The sequence below is a fragment of the Rathayibacter sp. Leaf185 genome (assembly GCF_001423885.1).
Lineage (GTDB): Bacteria > Actinomycetota > Actinomycetes > Actinomycetales > Microbacteriaceae > Rathayibacter.
This window is the reverse complement of the sequence record NZ_LMPP01000001.1, coordinates 1475269-1494103: the sequence shown is the minus strand read 5'-3', so window position 1 is coordinate 1494103 and position 18835 is coordinate 1475269. Positions and strand designations below refer to the sequence as shown.

Below are 18835 nucleotides of genomic sequence, written 5' to 3'. Positions count from 1 at the left end.
GGCAGGCCTTCGGCTTCCGGCCGTTCCCCTTGCCGACGAACCCGCAGATTCCGCAGGTCGTCTCCCACTCGCGTTCACCGATGCTGACGTGGCTCATCGCAGACTCCTCTCGGACCCGACCGGAGCGCCGGGTGTATCGAGACACTAATGGACAGCGTGTCTCTCTATCAAGAGGCCGAGCGACGGTTTAGGGCCTGAAATACCCAGGCTAATCAGGCGGCTATCGTGATCTATGGACGGAATGTACCCGAAAGCGTCACATTCCGGGTGAGCTCGGGCGCGCCGCGTCGTCCGCGAGCCGGTGGCGGCCGAGGGGCAGCATCAGCGGCGTGCCCGAGGTCGGGTCGGTGATGATCCGGCTGTCGAGGCCGAAGACGGCGAGCACCGTCTCCTCGGTGAGCACCTGGGCGGGGGTCCCGGAGGCATGCACCGCGCCACCCGCGAGGGCCACCAGGTGGTCGGCATAGCGGGCCGCGAGGTTGAGGTCGTGCAGGACCATCACGACCGTCGTACCGCGGGTGCGATTGAGGTCGACGAGCAGATCGAGCACCTCGATCTGGTGGCTGACGTCGAGGAACGTCGTCGGCTCGTCGAGCAGCAGCAGATCGGTCTCCTGAGCGAGCGCCATCGCGATCCAGACCCGCTGGCGCTGCCCGCCCGAGAGCTCGTCGACCGCGCGATCGGCGAGGGCCGCCGTGTCGGTCGCGTCGAGCGCGGTGGCGACGGCCTCGTCGTCGTGGGCGCTCCACCGGCTGAGCAGGCCCTGATGCGGATGGCGTCCGCGGCCGACGAGATCGGCGACGGTGATTCCCTCCGGTGCGATCGGCGACTGCGGGAGGAGGCCGAGCGTGCGCGCGAGCTGCTTCGCGGGTGTGCGGTGCACGGCCTTCCCGTCGAGCAGGACGGTGCCCGCGCGCGGGGCCAGCAGGCGCGACATCGAGCGGAGGAGGGTGGACTTGCCGCAGGCGTTCGAGCCGACGATCGCGGTGATGCGGCCCGGCGGCACGACGAGATCGAGGCCGGAGACGACGGTGCGGTCGCCGTAGCCGAGGGTCAGATCCTCGACGAGGAGGGTGTGCTCGGCGGTCACAGGGAGCCTCCCGATCGGTTGCTGCGGACGATGAGGTAGATCAGGTACGGGGCGCCGAGGACGCCGGTGACGACTCCGACCGGGTAGCGCAGGCCCAGGGCGTACTGCCCGACGAGATCGGCGACGAGCACGAGCAGCGCGCCGACGAGGGCGGACGGCACCAGCAGGGAGGCTCCGGGGCCGACCAGCCGGGCGGCGATGGGTCCGGAGAGGAAGGCGACGAAGGCGATCGGGCCTGCGGCCGCGGTGGCGAAGGCGATGAGGCCGACGGCGGCGACGATCACGACGAGGCGCGTGCGGTTCACGCGGATGCCGAGGGCCGAGGCGGTGTCGTCGCCGAGCTGCGTGCCCGCGAGGTCCCGCGAGCACAGCAGCAGCACGGGAGCGAGCACGACCACGGCCACCAGGACCGGGACGACCTCGTCCCACCGCGCACCGTTGAGGCTGCCGGTGAGCCAGCGGCTCGCCTCCTGGAAGTCCCAGGCGGCGGCGCGCGAGAGGACGTAGGCGGTGAGGCTGTCGAGCATCGCCGCCACGCCGATCCCGATCAGGATCAGGCGGGTACCCGCGACTCCGCTCCGGTAGGCGAGGGCGTAGACGATCAGGGCGACCGCGAGACCGGCGGCGATGGCGAGGGCGGACACCTGCGTGGACCCGAGCGACAGCGTCACGATGGCGAACGCTGCGGCGGCGGACGCGCCGGCACTGATGCCGATGATGTCGGGGCTCGCGAGCGGGTTGCGCAGCATCGTCTGGAAGCTGACTCCGCCGATGCCGAAGCAGAGGCCGACGAGCACCGCGAGCACGGCGCGCGGGAGGCGGAGGCGCCCGACGGTGAAGCCGGCGCCCGGCACCTGCTCGCCGAGCACGACGCGGAGCACCTCGCCGGGCGTGTAGACGGTCTGGCCGTAGACCAGCGAGAGTCCGAAGGCGACGGCGACCGAGACCGCGAGCACGACGACGATCGCGCGGCGGCGGGCGCCGCGGCGACGACGGCCCGCGGCGACGGCGGCAGCGGTGTCGGAGCGGCTCCGCTCGAGCACGGCGGTCACAGCTCCCGCACCTTCTGACGGCGGACGATCGCGATGAAGACAGGAGCGCCGATGAGCGCGGTGATGATGCCGACGTCGATCTCGCTCGGGCGCGCGACGATGCGACCCACGATGTCGGCGCCGGTGAGGAGGATCGCGCCGGTGACGGCCGAGAAGGGGAGCAGCCAGCGGTGGTCCACTCCGACGATCAGGCGGCACGCGTGCGGGACGACCAGGCCGACGAAGCCGATCGGCCCCGTGATCGCGGTGGTCGCTCCGCACAGGATCACGGCACCCAGGGCCGCTGCTCCGCGGGCCACGGCCACCCGCTCCCCGAGGCCGGCCGCCAGCTCGTCGCCGAGCGCCAGGGTGTTCAGGCTCTTGGCCGAGAGCACGCAGATCACGAGGCCGACGGCGAGGAAGGGCAGCACCTGGCCGATGCTCGCGAAGGCGCCGCCGCCCAGTCCGCCGATCTGCCACGAGCGGATGCCCCCGGAGAGGTCGGCGCGCGGCAGGATGATCGCGCTGATCACCGAGACGAGCGCCGCCGAGGTGGCGGCACCGGCGAGGGCGAGCTTGAGCGGGGTCGCTCCCCCGCGCCCGAGGGAGCCGACGACGTAGACGAAGACCGCCGCGACGGCCGCGCCTGTGATCGCGACCCAGATGTAGCCGGTCGCGGTGCTGAGGCCGAAGAAGACGATGCCGGTGACGACCGCGAGCGAGGCTCCGGTGTTGACACCGAGGATGCCGGGGTCGGCGAGCGGATTGCGGGTGACGCCCTGCATCAGCACGCCGGCCACGCCCAGTGCGGCGCCGGCGATCATCGCGAGCGCGGTGCGCGGGAGGCGCTTGGCCACCGCCGCCTGCTCGAAGCCGTCCGTCGATCCTCCGAGCGCCGCGATCACATCGCTCCAGCCCACATCGCGCGAGCCGATCAGCACCGAGAGGACGCCCACGCCGACCAGCGCCCCGACCGCGGCGAGCAGCCAGAGCGCACGCAGACGCCTCGGGCGCCGCACGGCGGCGACGCCCGAGGCGGCAGGAGGGGCGGTGAGGGTCACGCGGCCTTGTCGGCGGCCTCGGCCAGCAGGGCGAGGTAGTCGTCGAGGACGTACGAGATCGACAGCGGGGTCGGGTTCGCGGCGGTGCCCAAGGGAGTGGAGGGCAGGCGGACGATGGCGTCGTTCGCGACGGCCGGGATCTGCGAGAGCAGCGGGTCGGCCTTCAGGGTGGCGACGAGCTCGTCGTCGCCGTAGGTCACGATGACGTCGACGTCGGTGAAGGCGTCGGCCTGCTCGGCGCTCTGCGTGAGCGAGAACGCGTCCGTGGAGGCGGAGGCGGTCTCGATGCTCCCGGGGGTGGCGAGTCCGAGGTCGGCGAAGAACGCCGGGCGCGTGTCGTGCGTCGTGTAGAAGCTGACCTGGCTGAGGTCGGTCGGGTCGACGTGGGTCAGGAACATCGCGGAGGTGTCGGCCAGCTGCGGGAACGCGGCCGCGGCCTCCTCGATCTCGCCCTCGAGCTCGGTGACGAGCTCCTCGCCCTCGTCGGCCATGCCCATGGCCCGGCTGTTCAGGGTGATGGTGTCGCGCCAGGAGGTGCCCCACGCGGTCTCGGGGTACGCCACGACGGGAGCGATCTCGCTCAGGGTGTCGTAGTCCTCCTGGGTCAGGCCGGAGTAGGCGGCGAGGATGACGTCGGGCCGGGTGTCGGCCACGGCCTCGAAGTCGATGCCGTCGGTCTCGTCGAACAGCACGGGGGTCTCGCCGCCGAGCTCGTCGAGCTTCTCGGTCACCCACGGGAGGAGTCCGTCGCCGTCGTCGTCGCCGAAGTTGGCGGCGGCCATGCCGACCGGGACGACGCCCAGCGCGAGCGGGACCTCGTGGTTGGCCCAGTTGACGGTCGCGACGCGCTCGGGCTGCGCCTCGATGGTCGTCGTGCCGAGCGCGTGCTCGATCGTGATCGGGCTGAAGCCGCTCGACGCGTCCTCCGACCCTGTCGCGGCGGAGGAGCAGCCGGCGAGGCCGGCGGTGAGCAGGGCAGTGGCGAGCAGCGCGAGCGGCTTCGTGGCGCGGGGCATTGTTCCCTTTCGGAGGCGGTCGTGGAGCGCTGTGGCCCTTCGCGGGGCCGAGCACTAAGGACAGCCTAACCAAATAATGTGGGACTTCTCAGCCTCGGGTGCTCAGGCGGTGACGAGCTTCTCGACGGTGCGGAGGTTGCGGGTCGTCGTGCTCGAGCGGTACGCCGCGCGCGCCAGCACCTTCGCGGCGGGGGTGTCGGTCGAGGAGCCGCGGGGGCAGCGCCAGTAGACGACTCCGTCGCCGCGGGCGAGCAGCTCGATCGCCGGGTCGGGCTCGCCGATCGCCGCTTCCAGCGCATCGAGCGCCGCGGGGTCCGAGCCGAACACGATGTACGGATGCGCCTCGTCGTCGATCCGCGGGAACGGGTAGGCGCGCGCGGCCGCGGCGAGCGCCTCCTGCGTCACGAGGACGATCCAGGCGTCGTAGCCGAAGCGCTCGCCGAGGGCCGCCTCGAGGGCGGGCTTCAGGTCGGCGGAGTCGCGGTCGGAGTCGAAGGCGACGTTGCCGCTCGCGAGGACGGTGCGCACCCGCTCCACCCCGAGAGCCGCGACGGTCTCGGCGAGCTCGGCGCTGCGGACGGTGCGGCCGTTGACGTTCACTCCGCGCAGCAGCGCGACGAATCGGGTCATGCGGCCGACGGTAGCGTGGCGGCATGGCGCGCGGAAGCGGACGACGACGGGGCGGCGGGCTCGAGGACGACATCCTGCGCGCGAGCACGCGCGGGCCGGGGGCGCGGACCCGGGCGGAGGTCACGCCTCCGTCGGGCCGGCACCTCGTGCTGCCGCCGCAGTCGGGCACGGTGCTCGCCGTCGATGTCGACGCGCTGATCGGCCTCGCCGCCCGCGCCGATCTGATGATCGCGCTGGAGCGGCGACCCGGCGACTTCGCCGTCGCCGCGACTCCGCTGCTCTCGTGGTGGTCCTCGATCGAGACGATCCCGAGCGAGGAGGAGGAGCGGCGCCTCGACGCGGAGGCGCTCGCGGCCGTCACCCTGGGGCCGGGCCCGGCGGCCGACGTCGACTCGCAGCTGCGCGCGCTGGTGGAGGGCGGAGACCTCGACGCGCTCGCCTCGGCGCTGGCCCTGCTCGCACGGGTGCCGGATCCGCCGGCGGCGTTCCAGGATCCGGACGGCTTCCTCCGCGTGATGACGGCCGAGTCGTCGTTCGAGCGGCGGCTGGCGGCCGTGCCGGTCGAGGCGCTGCCGGTCGAGCGGACGCTGCTGCTGCTGCGCGACTGCGCGTTCACCGCGACGCTGCCCCGGCGGCGCGCGGCGGTGGCGGAGGCGTGCGCGCGGGTGCTCGCGGGGGCTCCGGAGTCGTCGGCGCGGGTGGGCGAGCTGGCGGACGCGGTGGACGCGGCGCTCGAGCGCCGGTGGTCGGCGGTCTGACGGGAGCTTCGGCTCGTGGAATCGCGTTCGGCTCGTATGAATCGGCCGATTCGACGAGCCGAACCGGGTTCCGCGAGCCCGAGGTGCCCGGGCGTGCACGGGATCGGGGCGCGAGACGACGACGGGCGCGCCCGATCAATAGGCTGGACGGATGTCCCTCCCCGGTCTCGACTTCCGACGCTTCCCCGCCGCCCTCTCCGCCGACGGCGGCCCCGACACCGCCACGGCCGCCTGGGGCGTCGCGATCAACGCGGGATTCCACGAGAAGGAGTACACGCCCGAGCAGTGGCGCGACTGGGCCGAGCACATGGTCGCCGACGGCCGCGTGCTGACCGCGGTGCTCGACTCCGCCGCCCCCGAGGGGCTCGACGGAGCGGGCGTGCCCGTCGCGACCTACGCCGGCTTCCCCGGCTCGCTGCAGGTCGGCCGCGGCCGCGAGCTCACCGCGCACCTCGTCTCGCAGGTGACGGTGCGGGCGACGCACCGCCGTCGCGGCATCCTCCGCGCGATGATCACGGAGGATCTGCGCCTCGCCCAGCAGAGCGGCGCCGCCGTCGCCGTGCTCACCGCCAGTGAGGCCTCGATCTACCGCCGCTTCGGCTTCGGCCGCTCGGCGTTCACGCGCTCCGTCCGCGTCGACACCGGTCCGCGGTTCGGCCTCCAGGTCGAGCCGGCCGGCCGCGTCGAGGTCGTCGCGACCACCTGGCTGCAGTCGCGGGTCGAGGAGGTGTTCGCCCTGTTCCAGGCGCGCACGCCCGGATCGCTCACCCGCCAGTCGCGCTACGCCGCGAACGCCGTCGGCACCGAGACGGGCGCGACGGATCCGGGCCGCGACGTCCGCTCGGCGGTGCACCTCGCCGCCGACGGCACGCTCGACGGCTACGTCACCTATCGCGCCACCGGTCCCGACGAGGACGACCGCGTCCTCGAGATCGTGGACTTCGTCGCGGGCAGCGACGACGCCTACCTCGGGCTCTGGGGCTTCCTCGGCGCCGTCGACCTCGCCTCCTCCGTCACCTGGGACATGGCCCCCGGCGACGACCCGCTCGCCTGGGCGCTGCGCGACCCGCGGGTGGTCTCGGTGACCAGCGTGTCCGACCTGATCTGGACCCGGGTGCTCGACGTCGCCGCCGCGTTCGAGGCCCGCCCGTGGACGACCGACGGCACCCTCGTGATCGCCGTGCAGGACGCGCTCGGTCTCGTCGACGGCTCGTACCGGATCACGGCGTCCGGCGGCGAGGGCCGCGTCGAGCGGTCCTCCGATTCACCGACCGTCGAGCTGGACGTCGCCGATCTCGGCTCGCTGCTGCTCGGGTCGGTGCGCCCGTCGACGCTCGCGCGCGCGGGCACGGTCGGCATCGCCGTCGCCGATCGCGAGCGCGTCGACCGCTTCTTCGCGCCGATCGCGGAGCCGTACTGCATCTCGTTCTTCTGAGCCGGGGGGTACGCCCGGGTGCGATGTGCAGGAGTCGGTGCGATCTGCAGGAGATCGCGTGAGGAAAGCGCCTCCCGCAGCGTGTTCGCCGGGCGGAGAGGCCTCATCACCTGCAGATCGCACGATCACCTGCAGATGGCACCAGCACTTGCACACCGCACCAGCACCCGCGACTCGCAGGCTCCTCCGGGCGTCCGCGCATCCGCCGTCGGTCATGCTGGAGGACCCCCGCCCGCCGCGACCGTGAGGAGCACCGCATGGGTGCATCCGTGATCGTCGATGTCATCGTCGTCCTCAGCCTCATCGGCGCGCTCGTCGACGGCCTCCGCCGCGGGCTGCTGCGCACGGTCGGCGGCCTCGCGGGTGTCGTCGCCGGCGCCGTCGCCGCCTCCTTCGCCGTGCCGGCCGTCTCGTCGTGGGCCGCGGGCAGCGAGTGGCGCCTGCTCGCCGTGATCGGCACGGCGATCCTGTGCCTGGGTATCGGCTACGCGATCGGAGCGACGATCGGCGCGGTGTTCGGGCGCGGCGCCGACAAGGTGAAGCTGGGGCTGCTCGACCGCCTGGCCGGAGGCGTCGCCGGCGTCGCCATCACCGGGCTCGTCTGGATCGCGGTCACCTCCGCCGTCTCGCTGCTCGGCGTCCCGCTGGTCACCACGTCCGTCGCCGGCTCCACCGTCATCCGCACCATCGACGACCTGACCCCGGACCCGGTGCGGGCGTTCCTCGCCCAGCTGCAGTCGACCGTCGTCGACCAGGGCACCTCGTGGGTCGTCGACGCCCTCGACGCACCGACCGAGGCGCCGAGCATCCCCGAGGTCTCGACCGACGACCCCGAGGTGGCGACCGCGGCCGACTCCGTGGTGCGCGTCTCCGGGACCGCCTGGGCCTGCGACGTCGGAGTCACGGGCAGCGGCTTCGTCGTGTCCGACGACCGGGTCGTGACCAACGCGCACGTGGTCGCCGGAGTGTCGGAGCCGGTGGTCGAGTCGCCCGGCGAACCGCCGCGCACCGGCCGCGTGGTCTACGTCGACCCGGCCGCCGACCTGGCGGTCATCGCGGTCGACGGCCTCGACGCGACTCCGCTCGCCCTCGACGACACGGTCGCGGCGGGTGACGACGCGGTCGTGGCCGGCTACCCCTTCGGCGGACCGCTGACGCTCGGCTCGGCCGAGATCTCCTCCGACGCCACCGTCTCGCTGATGGTCGACGGCGCACCGACGATGCGGGAGGTGCTGACGCTCGCGGCGGTCGTCAACCAGGGCAACTCCGGCGGCCCGCTGCTCTCGCTCGACGGCACCGTGTCGGGAGTCGTCTTCGGCAAGGCGGCGTCGGTCGACAACGTCGGCTACGCGATCCCGCTCTCGGTGCTCGCGCCGGTCGCGTCGCAGGCCGCTGGGCTGTCGGCGACGGTCGACTCCGGGGCGTGCACGGCGCACTGACCCGTCAGGGAGCGCCGAGCACCAGCGTCAGCCCGTCGAGCTGCACCGTGGCCGGATCGGTCTCGAGGTAGGCCTCGACCTCGGGGACGACGGGGAAGCGCGCCGACCGCTGGATCGCGATCGCGACGATCCCCGGGGCCGCCGGATCGGTCGTGACACGGTCGCCGATGTAGGGCGAGTACCGGCCCGACGACATGCCCTGCACGAGGATCAGCCCCTCGTCGAGCCCGCGCTCGTGCAGCGCCTCCGGCACGCGGGCGATGCCGGTCGGGCGCTCCTGGGCGATCCCGGCCGTCGTGGCCACCGCGACCACGACGGAGGCGGCGAGCAGGAGCGCGCCGAGCGGCCGCGCGAAGGGCACCACGAGCCGGCCGCGCAGCGCCTCCGCGATGCCGACCCCGGCGATCGCGCAGAGCAGCCACGCCCACGCCCCGTAGTAGTGCGGCAGGGCGACCGAGCTGATCAGCACGTGGAACACCAGGAGGAGCGCGGTCGCGCTCCCGAGGTAGAGCACGAGCGCGCGCTGTCGCGGCGCGAACAGGGCCAGGACGCAGCCGATGACGAGGATCGTGACGGCGAACGGCCCCATCCCCGCGGCCGTGAACCACAGGTTCGCCCACCACGGCGGGTACTGGTACGCCCGCCCGGCGACGTCGATCAGGTGACCGCCAGCGTTGTGCTCCGACTGGAACTCGAGCAGGTACCGGATCGCCTCGACGGGGTGCACGGGCAGGTAGAGCAGCAGCGCCGAGACGACGAACGCGGCCGAGAACGCGACGAATCCGCGCAGGGCGCGGCGGCGGCTCCCGACCATGATCAGCGGCAGGAGGAACACGGGCGCCAGCATCGCGGTCGGCAGCTTCGAGGTGACGGAGAGAGCGAAGAGGACGCCGGCGAGGGCGATCAGCCAGCCGCGATCGGGCTCCTCGGAGCGGCCTCGCCGCGCCCAGGCCCACGCCGCGGCCATCGCCGCCACCGCGAACAGCACCATGAAGGGGTCGAGCAGCCCGAGCCGGTCGATGCGCGTGCTGCCGTCCGGCGTGGTCCGCGGGAAGAGCAGGAAGAGCCCGGCCGGCACGAGCGCCAGGACGGCGCCCAGCTCGCGCTTGAGCCAGAACCAGAGGATGACGCCGGTGAGGAACGCGGCCGCCCCGGCCGCGACGCGCCCCGCGACGACTCCTTCGCCGAGGAGGACCTGCGCGAGGCCGATCAGGTACTTGGCCGTTGGCGGGTGCTCGAGGTTCGCGCTCACGTCGCCGTGCAGGTAGTCCCAGCCGGCGGTGAGGTAGACGGGCTCGTCGGAGGAGATGTTCGCCGCACCGAGGCTGCCGAAGCACTGGTAGAGCCCCCAGAGGAAGACCCCGACCAGTGCGACGCCTCGTGCTGCCGTCCCCGCCCGCTTCACGCGCACGAGCCTAAGCCGACGGCCCCCTCAGGCCCGCATCCGGCGGCCGGTAGGATCGTCGCGCATCCCGCCCCCCTCTCCTGGAGCCCTCGAGCCATGGCACACAGCGTCCCCGACACCACCGCGAACGCCGAGGCGACGCCCGAGCGCGAGCAGCCCTACGCCGCCCTGGGCCTGAAGCCCGACGAGTACGCGAGCATCCGCGAGATCCTCGGCCGCCGCCCCACGAGCGGCGAGCTGGCGATGTACTCGGTGATGTGGAGCGAGCACTGCTCGTACAAGTCGTCGAAGATGTACCTCCGCCAGTTCGGGCAGAAGGTGTCGCCCGCCATGAAGAAGAACCTCATGGTCGGCATGGGCGAGAACGCCGGAGTCGTCGACGTCGGCGAGGGCTGGGCCGTCACCTTCAAGATCGAGAGCCACAACCACCCGAGCTACATCGAGCCGTTCCAGGGCGCGGCGACCGGAGTCGGCGGCATCGTCCGCGACATCATCTCGATGGGCGCGCGGCCGGTCGCGATCATGGACGCGCTGCGCTTCGGTGCGATCGACGACCCCGACACCGCCCGCGTCGTGCACGGCGTGGTCGCCGGCATCTCCTTCTACGGCAACTGCCTCGGCCTGCCCAACATCGGTGGCGAGACCTACTTCGACTCCGTCTACCAGGGCAACCCGCTCGTGAACGCGCTCGCGGTCGGGGTCCTCCGCCACGAGGACCTGCACCTCGCGAACGCCCGCGGCGTCGGCAACAAGGTCGTGCTCTTCGGTGCGCGCACGGGAGGCGACGGCATCGGCGGCGCGTCGATCCTCGCCTCCGACACGTTCGCCGACGGCGGCCCGACCAAGCGCCCCGCGGTGCAGGTCGGCGACCCGTTCGCCGAGAAGGTGCTCATCGAGTGCTGCCTCGAGCTGTTCCGCATGGACCTGGTCGAGGGCATCCAGGATCTGGGCGCCGCCGGCATCTCGTGCGCCACCTCCGAGCTCGCCTCGAACGGCGACGGCGGCATGTTCATCGAGCTCGACTCGGTGCTGCTGCGCGACCCCTCGCTCACCGCCGAGGAGATCCTGATGTCGGAGTCGCAGGAGCGGATGATGGCCGTCGTCCGCCCCGACAAGCTCGACGCGTTCCTCGAGGTCGTCGGCAAGTGGGACGTCGAGACCAGCGTGCTGGGCGAGGTCACCGACTCCGGCCGCCTGATCATCAACTGGCACGGCGAGGAGATCGTCAACGTCGACCCGCGCACCGTCGCGGTCGACGGCCCGGTCTACGAGCGCCCGATCGAGTACCCGGCGTGGCTCGACGCGCTGCAGGCCGACTCGTCCTCGCGCCTCCCCCGCTCGAGCGACGGCGACGCGCTCCGCGCCGAGACCCTCGCGCTGCTGGGCTCGGCGAACCTCGCCGACAAGAGCTGGATCACCTCGCAGTACGACCGCTACGTGCTCGGCAACACGGCGCTGAGCTACCCCGACGACGGAGGCATGATCCGCGTCGACGAGGAGTCGGGGCTCGGCTTCGCGGTCGCCACCGACGCCAACGGCCGCTGGTGCCAGCTCGACCCGGCCCAGGGCGCCAGGCTGGCGCTCGCGGAGGCGTTCCGGAACGTCGCCGTGACCGGGGCGACCCCGGTCGCCGTCTCGGACTGCCTCAACTTCGGTAGCCCCGAGAACCCCGAGGTGATGTGGCAGTTCCGCGAGGCCGTCGGCGCCCTGGCCGATGCGTGCCTCGAGCTCGAGATCCCCGTCACCGGCGGCAACGTCTCGTTCTACAACCAGACCGGCGACGTGCCGATCTTCCCGACTCCCGTGGTCGGCGTGCTCGGCGTGATCGACGACGTCGGCCGCCGCATCCCCTCGGGCTGGCAGGACGAGGGTGACAACGTCTACCTGCTCGGCGTCACCCGCGACGAGCTCGACGGCTCGGCATGGGCCGGGACCGTGCACGACCACCTCGGCGGCCTGCCTCCGCGGCTCGACCTCGCCGCCGAGAAGGCTCTGGCCGAGCTGATCGCGGCGGGCTCGCGGGAGTCGCTCCTCGCCTCCGCTCACGACCTCGCCGACGGCGGACTCGTCGTCGCGCTCGCCGAGTCGGCGCTGCGCTTCGGCGTGGGCGTGCGCATCTGGCTCGACGAGCTGATGGAGCGCGACGGCGTCGACGCGACGGCCGCCCTGTTCTCGGAGTCGACCGGCCGCGTGCTCGTGTCGGTGCCGCGCGAGGACGACGTGAAATTCCGCGGACTGTGCGAGGGCCGGGGCTACCCGGTGCTGCGCATCGGCGTGACCGACGCGGAGGCGCCCGTGGTCGAGGTGCAGGGGCTGTTCACACTCCCCCTCGACGAGCTCCGCGCCGTGAACGGCGCCGTGCTGCCCGCCCACTTCGCCTGAGCGGCCGCCTGAGCCGCTCCACCCTCCAGAAGTCGTCGTACTCGACCTCCCAGTACGACAACTTCTGCGGAGTGGACAGTGGCGCCTACCCGACTTCCGTAATTACGGAATGTTTGCAATAGTCGAGGCATGACCGGAGCACCGCGCGACCTCGCCGCCGAGCTCGACGAGCTCCGCGAGAGGCTCGACCTCCTCGAGAGTGCGGGCGGCGTCGCGGCGCCGCGGGACGCCTCCGCCGCCGTCGACCCCTTCTGGGCCCTCACCGCCCTCAAAGAGCGCCTGCCCTCGCCCGGCGGAGTCGTCTTCGCCGGCGCGGTCGGCACCCCGGCCGGCCCGGTCGAGTGGCAGTACGGGCTCACGACCGACGCCTTCTTCGAGCGCGACTGGGGCTCGAGCCCCGGCCCGACCGCGCTCGCGGCGCTCGGCAGCCCGGTGCGCCTGCGCTTCCTGCAGGCGATCGCGGGCGGAGTCGAGACCGTCGCCCAGCTCGCCGAGAGCGAGGGAGCCGGCACGACCGGTCAGATCTACCACCACGTCAACCAGCTCGTCGCGGCCGGATGGCTCGAGGCGCGCGGGCGGGGCCGCTACGGCATCCCTCCCGAGCGCCTCGTGCCGCTGCTCGTGATCCTGCTCGCCTCGGGAGGCCCTCGATGAACCGACTGAAGATCGCCGCCGGAGCCGCGGCCCTCGCCGTCCTGGTCGGCGGCGTGCTGCTCCGCCCCGCCACTCCGGCCCTCTCGGCCGAGCGCACCGGCGACGCCGGGATCGCCGACTGGCTGCACGAGAACGTCGGAGGAGGCGCGCGCGACCAGCTCGTCGCCGCGGTGGTCACCCCCGACGGCGTCCGCTTCGCCGGGCTCGGGGCCGACGAGAGCACCGAGGTCGAGATCGGCTCGGTGACCAAGACCATGACCTCGCTCCTCCTCGCCCAGAGCGCGGCGGACGGCACGGTCGCCCTCGACGATCCGGCGTCCGACCACGCCGAGCTCGGCGACTTCCCCGGCACCCTCGAGGAGCTGGCGAGCCATCGCTCAGGGCTGCCCCGCCTCTCCTCCGACCTGCGCGACACGGCCGTGACGGCGCTCGCCCAGCTGCGGGGCGCGGATCCGTACGCCTCGTTCTCGGAGGACGACGTCCTGCGCCACGCGGCCGCGGCTCCGCTCGGCGACGGCGAGGTCGCGTACTCCAACCTCGGCGCCGCCGTCCTCGGGCAGGCCCTCGCCCGCGCAGAGGGTGTCGAGTACGCCGACCTCCTGCGCGACCGCGTCTTCGCCCCGCTCGGCATGGACGCGAGCTCGATCCCGACCACGGCCGACGCCCTCGCGCCCGGCGCACCGACCGGCTCCTCCGAGTCGGGCCGCGCGGTCGACGCCTGGACGCTCGAGGGCTACGCGCCGGCAGGAGGCGTGCGCTCGACCGCCGCCGACATGGCCCGCTACGCCCAGGCACTCCTGACCGACGACCCCGCGCTCGGTGCTCCGGCCGCCGATGTCCTCGATCCGCGGTTCGACGCGGGTGACGGCGACCGCATCGGGCTCTCCTGGTTCACCTCCGAGGCCGTCGGCGGCGGGTCGGCGACGTGGCACAACGGAGGCACCGCCGGCTACGCGACGATGCTCGCGATGGACAGGGAGCGCGGCGTCGCCGTGTTCGTCAACGGCAACACCGCGAGCACGGTCGACAGCCTCGGGATGCGACTGCTCAGCCACGTCCTGGAGGAGGACTCGTGATCATCGCCACCGTCATCGCCCTGATCGTCGCCGCCTGGACGGCAGTCCGGTTCGCGCTCGGGACCCTCCGGCTCCGCGCGACACTCCTCGACCGCGATCGCCTGCGGGTGCTCACTCGCGGTGTGGAGGCGGTGATCGTCCTGTTCCTCGTGCGATCCTTCGCCGACTGGACGCTGCTGACGATCGTCCCCTGGCTGGTGCTGGTTGCCGTGGTGGCGGCGGGAGCGGCCGGCGCGGTGCTGCGCTGGCCCGCGCTCCCGTGGCTCGAGGATCCGGCGCGGAGCCGCACGCGCGCACTCGGCTTCGCCGGCACCCTCGCCCTGTCCGCCGCGTTCGTCGGCGTCATCGGCCTCTGACCGCGCCACCCGCACGCGGATGAACCGTTCCAGTCCTCAAGAGTTGTCGTAGTCGACGTGCGAGTACGACAACTCTTGAGGACTCGAGGGGGCGCGGGCCGTCAGTCCTGGTCGGGGAGGGTCTCGGGCTCGGGATTCTCGAGCACGCGTCCGTTCTGGGTGCCGACGCTGGTCACGGTCGTGGGACTGAGATTGAGGGTGTCGCCCGCGAAGAGGCTGTCGATCGTGACGCCGTCGCGGCGCACCGAGTTGAGCGCGTCGAGGAACTCCGCGCTGACGCAGAAGCGGTCGGCGATGTTCTCGCTGACGTCGCCCACGGCCACCAGATAGGAGGCGGGGGTCCCGTCGGTCCCCGTCGTCACCTCTCCGGTGGCGCCGGTGCGCGAGCCGCGGTCGCGCACGACCTCGATGTCGAGTCCGCCGACGGTGCCGGCCTCGGCCGCGTCGACGTAGCTGATCTCGCACACCCCCGTCGCGGGCACCGGCTCGGGGCTGGTGACGACCGGCTCGGGGGTGAGGGTGACGCTCGGGACCGGCCGCGGGCCCGTCTCCGCCTCGCCGGTCTCGGCCGGAGCCGTCGCGGCCGGAGCCGCCGCGGCGGACGACTCCGATCCCGCGGGAGTCGTCGCCGAGATCTCGGGTGCCGACGTGCACCCCGCCAGCAGCAGCACCGACGCGAGGGCGATCACGGTGCGCTGGGGGTACGTCCTGGTGGTCACCCCGCGACTCTAGCCCGGGGCGGAGGCGTCGATCGGGAACCCCGCCGCGCCGCCATTCACCTCCACCGCCGCTGAATCCCATCGCGGCTCCGTGTTGGACACCCGGCCCCGGGAGGCGTTGGCTGGGGGTCATGCAGTACACGCACCTCGGCCGCACAGGCCTGTCCGTCTCCCGCGCGATCCTCGGCACCATGAACTTCGGCCCCGAGACCACCGAGCCCGACTCGTTCGCGATCATGGATCGTGCGCACGAGCTCGGCGTCAACTTCTTCGACACGGCGAACGTCTACGGCGGCGAGGGCGCGCGCGGTGCGACCGAGGAGATCGTCGGCCGCTGGTTCGCGCAGGGCGGCGAGCGCCGCGAGCGCACGGTGCTGGCGACCAAGTTCTTCGGCGACATGGAGCAGTACGCGGCGCCCGGATCCGAGCGCGGCCGCGACTCCTGGCCCAACGGCGGCCGCCTCTCGGCACTGAACCTCCGCCGCGCCCTCGATGACAGCCTGCGCCGCCTGCAGACCGACCACATCGACCTGTACCAGTTCCACCACGTCGATCGCACGACCCCGTGGGACGAGATCTGGCAGGCGATGGAGGTCGCCGTGCAGCAGGGCAAGGTGCTCTACGTCGGCTCGAGCAACTTCGCCGGCTGGCACATCGCGCAGGCACAGGAGGCCGCGAAGGCCCGCCACTTCACCGGCCTCGCCTCGGAGCAGTCGATCTACAACCTCACCGTGCGCGACATCGAGCGCGAGGTCCTGCCCGCCGCGCGCCACTACGGCCTGGGCGTCATCCCCTGGTCGCCGCTGCAGGGCGGGCTCCTCGGCGGCGTGCTCGAGAAGACGGAGTCGGGGAGCCGCCGCACCTCGGCCCGCGGTCTCGAGGCGATCGAGAAGCACCGCCCCGCCCTCGAGCAGTACGAGGCCTTCGCCCGCCAGCGCGGTATCGCGCCGGGTGAGCTCGCGCTCGCCTGGCTGCTGCACCAGCCCGGAGTGACGGGCCCGATCACGGGACCCCGGACGATGGAGCAGCTCGAGAGCGCGGTCGCCGCGGTCGACATCACCCTCGACTCCGACGACCTCGCCCGCCTCGACGAGATCTTCCCCGGCCACCGCACGGCGCCGGAGGACTACGCCTGGTGATCGGCGCCGCCTGATCGCCCCACTGACACTCCTCTCACTCCAGACACACGAAGGACCACACCCATGAAGCAGCGCACCATCGGCGACCTCCAGGTCGGCGCCATCGGACTCGGCGGCATGCCGATGTCGATCGAGGGCCGCCCCGACCGCGAGCGAGCGGTCGCCACGATCCACGCCGCCCTCGACGCCGGCGTCACCCTGATCGACACGGCCGACGCCTACCACCTGCCCGTCGAGGGCGACCTCGGCCACAACGAGCTCCTCATCGCCGAGGCGCTCCGCAGCTACGGCGGCGACACCTCCGGCGTCCTCGTCGCGACGAAGGGCGGGCACCTGCGTCCTCCGGGCGAGAACTGGACGCAGGACGGCCGCCCCGAGCACCTGAAGGAGGCGGCCCGCGCCTCCGCCGAGCGCCTCGGCGTCGACGCGATCGGCCTCTACCAGTTCCACCGGCCGGACCCGTCGGTGCCGTACGCCGACTCGATCGGTGCGCTCGTCGAGCTGCTCGACGAGGGCGTCATCGTGCGCGCCGGCATCTCGAACGCCGACCCCGATCAGATCCGCGAGGCGCACGGGATCCTCGGCTCGCGGCTCGTCTCGGTGCAGAACCAGTTCTCGCCGTCGTTCCGCTCGAGCGAGCCGGAGCTCGAGCTGTGCGCCGAGCTGGGGATCGCGTTCCTGCCGTGGAGCCCGCTCGGAGGCATCACCTCCGCCGCCGAGCTCGGCTCGCGCAACGCGGCGTTCGGCACGGTCGCGGAGGCCCACGGAGTCTCGCCCCAGGTGGTCTGCCTGGCCTGGGAGCTGGCGAAGGCGCCGATCGTGCTGCCGATCCCCGGCTCCTCGCGGCCCGAGAGCATCCGCGACTCCGCGACCGCGGCCGACCTGACGCTCACGCCGGAGGAGCTCGCCTCGCTCGGCTGAGCGGGCAGAACATCAGCTGAGGGGACCCGGCCAGGCTGCCTCTCAGCTGATGTTCTGCTCCGACGAGCCCGGCAGCGCCGCCACGAAGGCGCGTGCCGCCGCGCTCGGCCGCTCCGGCACCGCGACCATCGTCCGCCAGACCAGCCGCGGCTCGTCGAGCGGCACCGCCCGGAGCCCCGCGGGCCGCTTCTCGGCGAAGTGCGCCGGCACCACCGCGACGCCCATCCCGTACTCGACGAGGTCGAGCAGCGTGTGCACGTCGTTGACCTCGAGCTCGACCTCGAACGGAACGCCCTGCTCGGCGAACGCCTGCGCCGCCAGGTGCCGCGCGCCCCAGTGCTCCTGCAGCCCCACGATCGTCTCGCCCTCGAGATCCGGGATGCGGCACTCATCGCGGTCGGCGAGCGGATGATCGGGGTGCACGAGCACCGCGAAGCCCTCGCTGGCCAGCGGCCGCGTCCGTACCCCGGTCGGCGTCGAGCCGATGTCGGCGACGAGCGCCAGATCGAGCCGTCCGGCCGCGACGGAGTCGAGCAGCGTCCCCGAGCCGTCGTGCATGAGCCGCAGCGCGATCCCCGGGTGCTGCCGGCGGAAGGTCGCGAGCTCGCGCGGCAGGTGCACGCCACCCAGGCACTCCTCGGTGCCGACCGCGAGGCTGCCGCGCAGCACGCCCTGCACCGCGAGCACGGCGTCGCGGGCGGCGACGGCGCTGGCCACCGAGCGCTCCGACTCCTCGAGCATCGCGCGCCCGGCCGGGGTCAGCTCGACCCGGCGGGTGCTGCGCGTGAAGAGCGGGCTGCCCAGCTCGCTCTCGAGCGCGCGGATCGAGGCCGACAGCCCCGACTGCGAGATCTGCAGGGCGCTCGCCGCGCGCGTGAAGTGCTGCTCCTTCGCCACGGCGAGGAAGTGTTCGAGCTGACGCAGTTCCATGGGTCCATCCTCGTCGCGCGGAGGCGTCGCCGGGGACGCGCCCTTCAGTCCGTCGAGCGCGAGATCGCCAGCACGACCGCGGTGAGGGTGCTCCGGAGGCGCTCGAGCGCCCCCGGGTCGGAGTCGCCCTCGAGGATCGACTGCTTCACCGCGTCGTCGTAGCTCGCGATGAGCAGGCGCACGGCCGTCGTCGGCTCGAGCGCGAACTCGCGCTGCACCTGGCGCAGCGCGTCGTCGACGATCTGCACGAGCGACGCGTCGAAGCCCGCGCGGAAGTCTCGGTACTGCGGTGCGATCGCGGCGTCGCGCAGCGCCAGCAGCTCGAACTCGGACTGCACGACGCACCAGCGCCGATTGTCGTTGAAAGGGCCCTGCAGGAAGTCGAGGATGACCACGGCGAGGGTCTCGGCCGTCAGCGGCCCGTCGGCCACCTTGGGGAGGCTGTGCCCCATCTGCTGGACGAGCGTGGTGATCCGCGCGTCGTTCTCGCGCTCCATCAGTGCGAAGAACAGCTCCTCCTTGCTCGAGAAGTTCGAGTAGAAGGCGCCGCGCGTGAATCCGGCGGCCTCGCTGATCTGCTCGACCGAGGCGGTGTGCACGCCGACGTCGGCGAAGACCTCGTAGGCCGCGTCGAGCAGGCGCTCGCGAGTGCGGCTGCGGCGGGCGGTCTCCGGGACCTCGGACGTCATCCTGTGTCTCCTCCGGGAGCTGTGGAGCTGCATTGAGATACATGACTGTATCGGATACATTCACGTATCGGATACAGAGACGTATCGCCTTCCTCCCCCTCACC

Annotated in this window: 18 protein-coding genes; 9 read left to right on the top strand and 9 right to left on the bottom strand. The window is 72.7% G+C overall.

Annotated features, from left to right (window positions below; genetic code table 11):
• Window positions 1-256 precede the first annotated feature (256 nt).
• From ASG06_RS07150 to ASG06_RS07130, 5 genes are all read right to left on the bottom strand, one after another.
• Window positions 257-1090, bottom strand: coding sequence for an ABC transporter ATP-binding protein (locus ASG06_RS07150; protein WP_056040232.1), 834 nt, complete (start codon window positions 1088-1090; stop codon window positions 257-259).
• A complete protein-coding gene (locus ASG06_RS07145) occupies window positions 1087-2142 on the bottom strand; it encodes a FecCD family ABC transporter permease (RefSeq protein ID WP_082498994.1) in 1056 nt (351 codons plus the stop codon). Before ASG06_RS07145 ends, ASG06_RS07150 begins: the two co-directional genes overlap by 4 nt.
• A complete protein-coding gene (locus tag ASG06_RS07140; protein ID WP_056040230.1) occupies window positions 2139-3182 on the bottom strand; it encodes a FecCD family ABC transporter permease in 1044 nt (347 codons plus the stop codon). Before ASG06_RS07140 ends, ASG06_RS07145 begins: the two co-directional genes overlap by 4 nt.
• A complete protein-coding gene (locus tag ASG06_RS07135; RefSeq protein WP_056040228.1) occupies window positions 3179-4198 on the bottom strand; it encodes an iron-siderophore ABC transporter substrate-binding protein in 1020 nt (339 codons plus the stop codon). Before ASG06_RS07135 ends, ASG06_RS07140 begins: the two co-directional genes overlap by 4 nt.
• A gap of 102 nt (window positions 4199-4300) precedes the next feature.
• A complete protein-coding gene (locus ASG06_RS07130) occupies window positions 4301-4828 on the bottom strand; it encodes a DUF1697 domain-containing protein (protein WP_056040226.1) in 528 nt (175 codons plus the stop codon).
• Window positions 4829-4851: 23 nt separating this feature from the next.
• On the opposite strand from ASG06_RS07130, the gene ASG06_RS07125 reads away from it, so the two are divergent.
• The 3 genes from ASG06_RS07125 to ASG06_RS07115 all read left to right on the top strand — a co-directional run bounded on the left by ASG06_RS07125 (window position 4852) and on the right by ASG06_RS07115 (window position 8460).
• Window positions 4852-5586: a DUF2254 family protein gene (locus tag ASG06_RS07125; RefSeq protein WP_056040224.1), complete on the top strand. Its 735-nt coding sequence runs from the start codon at window positions 4852-4854 to the stop codon at window positions 5584-5586.
• Window positions 5587-5737: 151 nt separating this feature from the next.
• Entirely contained in the window at window positions 5738-7021 is a 1284-nt protein-coding gene (locus tag ASG06_RS07120; RefSeq protein WP_056040223.1) for a GNAT family N-acetyltransferase, read from the top strand.
• Between the two features lie 257 nt (window positions 7022-7278).
• Window positions 7279-8460, top strand: a complete 1182-nt coding sequence (locus tag ASG06_RS07115) for a MarP family serine protease (protein WP_056040221.1) — start codon at window positions 7279-7281, stop codon at window positions 8458-8460.
• A gap of 4 nt (window positions 8461-8464) precedes the next feature.
• Here the strand turns inward: ASG06_RS07115 and ASG06_RS07110 are convergent, their stop codons facing one another.
• Window positions 8465-9865: a glycosyltransferase family 39 protein gene (locus ASG06_RS07110; RefSeq protein ID WP_162239011.1), complete on the bottom strand. Its 1401-nt coding sequence runs from the start codon at window positions 9863-9865 to the stop codon at window positions 8465-8467.
• A gap of 96 nt (window positions 9866-9961) precedes the next feature.
• On the opposite strand from ASG06_RS07110, the gene purL reads away from it, so the two are divergent.
• The 4 genes from purL (at window position 9962) to ASG06_RS07090 (ending at window position 14333) form a co-directional block, all read left to right on the top strand.
• Window positions 9962-12247, top strand: a complete 2286-nt coding sequence (gene purL, locus ASG06_RS07105) for a phosphoribosylformylglycinamidine synthase subunit PurL (RefSeq protein WP_056040217.1) — start codon at window positions 9962-9964, stop codon at window positions 12245-12247.
• 129 nt (window positions 12248-12376) lie between these two features.
• Window positions 12377-12901 (top strand): winged helix-turn-helix domain-containing protein, encoded by a 525-nt coding sequence (locus tag ASG06_RS07100; protein WP_056040214.1) that lies wholly within the window; start codon window positions 12377-12379, stop codon window positions 12899-12901.
• Window positions 12898-13977, top strand: a complete 1080-nt coding sequence (locus ASG06_RS07095; protein ID WP_056040212.1) for a serine hydrolase domain-containing protein — start codon at window positions 12898-12900, stop codon at window positions 13975-13977. The genes ASG06_RS07100 and ASG06_RS07095 overlap by 4 nt, the downstream gene beginning before the upstream one ends.
• Window positions 13974-14333, top strand: a complete 360-nt coding sequence (locus tag ASG06_RS07090; RefSeq protein ID WP_056040210.1) for a hypothetical protein — start codon at window positions 13974-13976, stop codon at window positions 14331-14333. Before ASG06_RS07095 ends, ASG06_RS07090 begins: the two co-directional genes overlap by 4 nt.
• 101 nt (window positions 14334-14434) lie before the next feature.
• Here ASG06_RS07090 and ASG06_RS07085 read toward each other — a convergent pair whose 3' ends face one another.
• Complete coding sequence (locus tag ASG06_RS07085; RefSeq protein WP_056040208.1) at window positions 14435-15052, bottom strand: hypothetical protein; 618 nt, start codon at window positions 15050-15052, stop codon at window positions 14435-14437.
• 131 nt (window positions 15053-15183) lie between these two features.
• Here ASG06_RS07085 and ASG06_RS07080 point away from each other — a divergent pair, with 131 nt between their 5' ends.
• Window positions 15184-16191, top strand: coding sequence for an aldo/keto reductase (locus ASG06_RS07080; RefSeq protein WP_056040205.1), 1008 nt, complete (start codon window positions 15184-15186; stop codon window positions 16189-16191).
• A gap of 63 nt (window positions 16192-16254) precedes the next feature.
• A complete protein-coding gene (locus tag ASG06_RS07075) occupies window positions 16255-17112 on the top strand; it encodes an aldo/keto reductase (RefSeq protein WP_056040203.1) in 858 nt (285 codons plus the stop codon).
• A 42-nt stretch (window positions 17113-17154) separates the two neighbouring features.
• On the opposite strand, the gene ASG06_RS07070 is transcribed toward ASG06_RS07075, so the two are convergent.
• Together ASG06_RS07070 and ASG06_RS07065 are read right to left on the bottom strand one after the other, a co-directional pair.
• Window positions 17155-18042: a LysR family transcriptional regulator gene (locus ASG06_RS07070; protein ID WP_056040201.1), complete on the bottom strand. Its 888-nt coding sequence runs from the start codon at window positions 18040-18042 to the stop codon at window positions 17155-17157.
• Window positions 18043-18086: 44 nt separating this feature from the next.
• Window positions 18087-18731 carry a TetR/AcrR family transcriptional regulator gene (locus ASG06_RS07065; RefSeq protein ID WP_056040199.1) on the bottom strand — a complete coding sequence of 215 codons (645 nt, stop codon included), beginning with the start codon at window positions 18729-18731 and terminating at the stop codon, window positions 18087-18089.
• Window positions 18732-18835 lie beyond the last annotated feature (104 nt).